The sequence below is a fragment of the Mesorhizobium sp. M7A.F.Ca.CA.001.10.2.1 genome, assembly GCF_003998575.1.
GTDB lineage: Bacteria > Pseudomonadota > Alphaproteobacteria > Rhizobiales > Rhizobiaceae > Mesorhizobium.
On record NZ_RZQY01000420.1, the window covers coordinates 1 to 5,233 of the forward strand.

The window sequence follows — 5,233 nt, forward strand, 5'->3', positions numbered from 1 at the left end:
AGATGTCGCCGGCCAGGTCGCGGCAGGCGACGAGCGCATCATCGGCCTGATGATCGAGAGCAATCTCGTCGCCGGCCGGCAGGACGTGGTGCCGGGCAAAGGCCGGCAATAGTGGCTCAAGCGGCTCCCTGCCGGTTGTCGATCATGGCGCGGCGTGCCGAGCGGCGCCACTCGACGGCGCCGGCAAGGCCGTGCAGCACCGTCTCGGTGGTCGCCCAGTCGATGCAGCCATCGGTGATGCTCTGGCCATAGAGCAGCGGCTTGCCCGGCACCACGTCCTGCCGGCCGGCGACGAGATTGCTCTCGATCATCAGGCCGATGATGCGCTCGTCGCCTGCCGCGACCTGGCCGGCGACATCTGCCGCGACCTTGGGCTGGTTCTCGGGCTTCTTGGCCGAGTTGGCGTGGCTGACATCGATCATCAGCCTGGGCGCAACGCCGATGCGGGCGAGTTCCACAGCGGCGGCTTCGACGCTCGCCACGTCATAGTTGGGCTGAACGCCGCCGCGCAGGATGACGTGGCAGTCCTCGTTGCCCGTGGTCGTGGCGATGCCGCTGCGGCCGCCCTTGGTCACCGCCATGAAATGATGCGGCTGGGCAGCCGATTTCACCGCCTCGGCGGCGATGCGCAGATTGCCGTCGGTGCCGTTCTTGAAGCCGACCGGGCAGGAAAGGCCCGAGGCGAGTTCGCGGTGGATCTGGCTCTCGGTCGTGCGCGCGCCGATCGCGCCCCAGGCGACCAGGTCGGCAATGTATTGCGGCGTGGTCATGTCGAGGAATTCGGTCGCCGCCGGCAGGCCGAGATTGTTGACGGCCGACAGCACGTTGCGCGCCATCCGCAGCCCCTTGTCGATGTTGAAGCTGCCGTCGAGGTCGGGATCGTTGATCAGGCCTTTCCAGCCGACCGTCGTGCGCGGTTTCTCGAAATAGACCCGCATCACGATCTCCAGCCGGTCCGACAGGCTCTCGCGCAGCGCCGCCAGACGGCTGGCATAGTCGACGGCCGCGACCGGATCGTGGATCGAACACGGGCCGACAATGACGAGCAGCCGGTCGTCGGTGCCGTTCAGGATGGCATGGGTTGCGTTGCGCGATGCGCTGACGGTGCGCGTCGCCGTCAAAGTGCGCGGGATCTCCCGCATCACCTCGTCCGGCGTACTCAGTTCTCGGATTTCCTTGACTCGGAGGTCGTCTGTGGTGGTCAACACGGCTTTCTGCTCCTGTCGAGAGCATGATGCCGAAAAGTGTGAAGCGGTTTTCGGACGACATCATGCTCCTCTTTGATTTAGAGGGAACCTGCCGGCTGAAACAAAAAAGCCGCCAGGTATGGCGGCTGTTCGGATCTTGTTGCTGCAATCTTCAGATCGAGCGCAATCCTCCCGCCGCCAGCGAGCTCCTAAAGTACCAATATGTGGCGGTCAGGTTGATCATGAGGTTCATATAGTCGATGCGGAGGCGCTTGTCACGTGCCGTAGATGAGTTGGCGAAATCGCTGGCGAGAGCGCTCCTCTCCCCGTCACTATACGGGGAGAGGATGCCGGCAGGCAGGTGAGGGGCGGCGCTTGCGTCAACGGATAGGACAGGGCCAAAAAGCCCCGACTTCAATCGACCCTCTAACTATCAAAGTCGGCGCTGCCCTCATTGCCCTGCCGGGCATTTCTCCCCGTATAGTGACGGGGAGAAACGGGCCGGCCGCGACGCTGACCCTATTCCGGAGACGACCCCGCAATGCTCTGGTCATAGTCGACCAGCGATCCGGTCATGACGCCGGACTGCGGGCTGACCATGTAGCTGATCAGCCGCGCCAACTGGTCCGGCTTCACCAATTGCCCCATCGGCTGCGCGGCTTCGGCCTTTGCCAGCCAGTCGTCCGGCGCATCGTGCCACTTCTTCTGCACGATGTCCTCGCCCTCCGTGTCCATCCAGCCGGGCAGCACCGCATTGCAGCGGATGCGGTTGTAGCGATAGGCATTGGCGACGTTCTTGGTCAGCGTCATCAGCGCGCCCTTGCTGGTTGAATAGGGCGTCAGGAACGACTGGCCGGTATGCGCCGACATCGACAGCACGTTGACGATCGAGCCGGGTGCCTTCTTTTCCAGGAGATGCGCCACCACGCCTTGCATCAGGAAGAACGGGCCGCGCACATTGGTATCGAAAATCGTATCGAACAGCTCTTCGGAGGTTTCGACCAGAGAACCGCGCGCCGAAGTGGCGGCGGCGTTGACCAGCGCGTTGACGGTGCCGAAATGCGAGATCGCGGTGGCGACCGCGCGCTTGCAGTCCGCCACTTTTGACACGTCGGCGCTGATGAAGATCGCGTCGACGCCCGCCTTCTTGAAATGGGCGACGGCCTTGTCGCCCTTCTCCTGCGATCGGCCGATGAGCGCCAGTGCCCGGCAACCTTCGTCGGCCAGCGCTTCGGCAACGGCAAAGCCGATGCCTTGCGCGCCGCCGGTGACGATGGCGCGCGTCTTCGAATTGCGATCGGCGGATGTGCTCATCGCTCTGCTCCCTGTACCCTAGTTTCCGGTTCTTACTTGTCGAGACGGACGGTCTTGCCGGTCGTTGCTGATTTCAGCGCCGCGTCGGCCAGCTTCAGCGCCACCAGCCCATCCGCACCGCTCGGCGACGCTTTCTTGCCCGAGGTCGCGGCCGTGATGAACGCGGCGATCTCAATAGCGTAGGCGTCGAGATAGCGGGTCATGAAGAAGTCGTGCAGCGGCGGGCGGGTATAGCCCTTCTCGTTGGCCAGTTCGATCGACACCGGGCGCTGGTTCTCGGCGGCAACCATGCCTTTCGAGCCATGCACCTCGATGCGCTGGTCGTAGCCATAGGTGGCGCGGCGCGAATTGGAGATGACCGCCTGCTTGCCGGAAGCGGTTTCCAGGATGACGCTGACGCTATCGAAATCGCCGGCGGCACCGATCTTCTTGTCGACCAGCACCGAGGCATGGGCGCTGACCGCCACGACCTCTTCGCCGAGCAGGAAGCGCGCCATGTCGAAATCATGGATGGTCATGTCGCGAAAAATGCCGCCCGAGCGCTTGATGTAGTCGATCGGCGGCGCGCCGGGATCGCGCGAGGTGATGGTGACCATCTCGACGGTGCCGATGGCGCCGTCGTCGATTGCCTTGCGCACGGCGGCGAAGTGCGGATCGAAGCGGCGGTTGAAGCCGACCATCAGCGTCGCCTTGGTCTTCTCGACCACGGCCAGGCACTTCTCGACGCGCTTGACGTTGAGGTCGATCGGCTTCTCGCAGAAGATCGCCTTGCCGGCCTTGGCGAAGCGCTCGATCAGATCGGCATGGGTGTCGGTCGGCGTGCAGATGACGACGGCGTCGATATCACCGGCTTTCTCGATATCCTCGATGCTGCGCACCTCGGCGCCATAGGCGCTCGCCAGCTCTTTGGCGGCCTTCTCGAACGCATCGGCGACGGCAACCAGTTTGGCCTGCGGATTGGAGCCGACGGCGCGGGCATGGACCTTGCCGATGCGGCCGGCACCGAGGAGAGCGAAGCGAACGGTCATGATATTTCCTCTGGGGGATGGGTTAGAGAGAGTTGTGTCCGCACCTTCCTTTTGGGGGAAGGTGGCAAGTCTATTTTTCGAGCGCGCCAGAAAACAGGATGACCATCCTGTTTAGGCCGCGAGTTCCGCCTCCCCGGTCTTGGCGCCGGTGATGTAGGAGACGATATCGTTTCCGTCGGTGTTCTCCTTGCGCAGATTGGCGACGATGCGGCCGCGCCGGAACACGACGATACGGTCGCAGAGATCGAACACCTGGCGCATATTGTGGCTGATCAGGATCAGCGGCTCGCCATTGTCCTTGAGCGTACGGACGATGTTTTCGACCTGCGCGGTCTCCTGCACGCCAAGGGCAGCCGTTGGCTCGTCCATGATGATCAGCTTGGAGGCGAAGGTCGCGGTGCGGGCGATCGCCACGCACTGGCGCTGGCCGCCTGACATGTGGCGGATGGTGTTGGACAGATTGGGGATCTTCACCGCCGTGCGGACGAGCGCCGCCTCGGTCGCCTTGCGCATGTATTTGCGGTCGAGGATCGAGAACGGGCCGAGGTTGAACAAAACCTTCTCGCGGCCGAGGAACAGGTTCGAAGGCACGTCGAGATCGTCGGCCAGCGCCAGGTTCTGGAACACGGTCTCGATGCCCGCCGTGCGAGCCTCGATCGGCCCGGCAAAATTCACTTCCTTGCCGTCGAACCAGATCTGGCCGCTGGTGCGCTGCTCGACACCGGTGATCTGGCGCACGAAGGTCGACTTGCCGGCGCCGTTGTCGCCCATGATGGCGACATGCTCGCCCTTGCGCAGTTCGAAATTCGCCCCTTCCAGCGCGTGCACGCCGCCATAGCGCTTGGTCAGGTTTTCAGTCTTCAGGACGATGTCTGACATGGTCATGCCCTCATTGCCCGCAGGCGTTGGCGCCACTGGTCGAGAACCACCGCACCGACGATGATCACACCCTTGACCATCTCCTGGTAGTAGGCGTCGAGGCGCAGGAAGGTGAAGCCGGAGATGATGACGCCGAAGATCAGCGAGCCGATCACCGTGCCGATGATCGAGCCGCGGCCGCCCGACAGGGAGACGCCGCCGATGACCGCCATGGCGATGGCGTCGAGTTCGTACATCACGCCCATGCCGGACTGCGCGGTCAGGTTCTTGGAGCTCAGCACCACGGCGGCGAGCGCGGCGAGAATGCCGGCGATGACGTAGACCAGGATCTTGTGGTTGGCGATCTTGATGCCGGACATGCGCGCGGCATCCTCGTTGGAGCCGATCGCGTAACAGTGCTTGCCGTACCTGGTGTAGGTCATGATCAGCTGGAACAGGATGGCCAGCGACAGGAAGATGACGACGGGCATCAGGCCTTTGCCGATGCCGGCGAAACTCTCGGTGGGAAACGAGATCGGCTGGCCCTTGGACCACCATTTGGCGATGCCGCGCGCGGTCACCATCATGCCGAGCGTGGCGATGAACGGCGGAATGCGCGTGTAGGCGATCAGCGCGCCATTGACGAGGCCGGCAAACAGGCCGCAGGCGATCGCCACCAGCAGCGGCACGATGACAGGCAGGTCCGTCCAGCCCTGCGCCAGGAACATCGCCTTGGGATTGGGGTTGCCGTTGACCGTCGCCACCTGAGCGAAGCTCATGGCGATCATGGCGGTCGCGCCGACGATCGAGCCTGAGGACAGGTCGATGCCGCCGGTGATGATGACC

General features: G+C 63.7%; 5 protein-coding genes. All 5 read right to left on the reverse strand.

What is annotated here, in order from left to right:
- Window positions 1-116 precede the first annotated feature (116 nt).
- Entirely contained in the window at window positions 117-1,208 is a 1,092-nt protein-coding gene (locus EN964_RS23440; protein ID WP_127270608.1) for a 3-deoxy-7-phosphoheptulonate synthase, read from the reverse strand.
- 498 nt (window positions 1,209-1,706) lie between these two features.
- Complete coding sequence (locus EN964_RS23455) at window positions 1,707-2,501, reverse strand: SDR family oxidoreductase (RefSeq protein WP_127270616.1); 795 nt, start codon at window positions 2,499-2,501, stop codon at window positions 1,707-1,709.
- A gap of 32 nt (window positions 2,502-2,533) precedes the next feature.
- Window positions 2,534-3,529 carry an inositol 2-dehydrogenase gene (gene iolG / locus EN964_RS23460; RefSeq protein WP_027039991.1) on the reverse strand — a complete coding sequence of 332 codons (996 nt, stop codon included), beginning with the start codon at window positions 3,527-3,529 and terminating at the stop codon, window positions 2,534-2,536.
- A 111-nt stretch (window positions 3,530-3,640) separates the two neighbouring features.
- Window positions 3,641-4,408: an ATP-binding cassette domain-containing protein gene (locus EN964_RS23465; protein WP_023810655.1), complete on the reverse strand. Its 768-nt coding sequence runs from the start codon at window positions 4,406-4,408 to the stop codon at window positions 3,641-3,643.
- Window positions 4,409-4,410: 2 nt separating this feature from the next.
- The coding region (locus tag EN964_RS23470; RefSeq protein ID WP_164775952.1) for an ABC transporter permease at window positions 4,411-5,233 on the reverse strand (823 nt) is incomplete at its 5' end.

What these genes read in the sequence shown, in the direction of transcription:
- iolG (WP_027039991.1), bottom strand. Translation starts at nt 3,529, where the DNA reads ATGACCGTTCGCTTCGCTCTCCTCGGTGCCGGCCGCATCGGCAAGGTC.
- EN964_RS23465 (WP_023810655.1), bottom strand. Translation starts at nt 4,408, where the DNA reads ATGTCAGACATCGTCCTGAAGACTGAAAACCTGACCAAGCGCTATGGC.
- EN964_RS23455 (WP_127270616.1), bottom strand. Translation starts at nt 2,501, where the DNA reads ATGAGCACATCCGCCGATCGCAATTCGAAGACGCGCGCCATCGTCACC.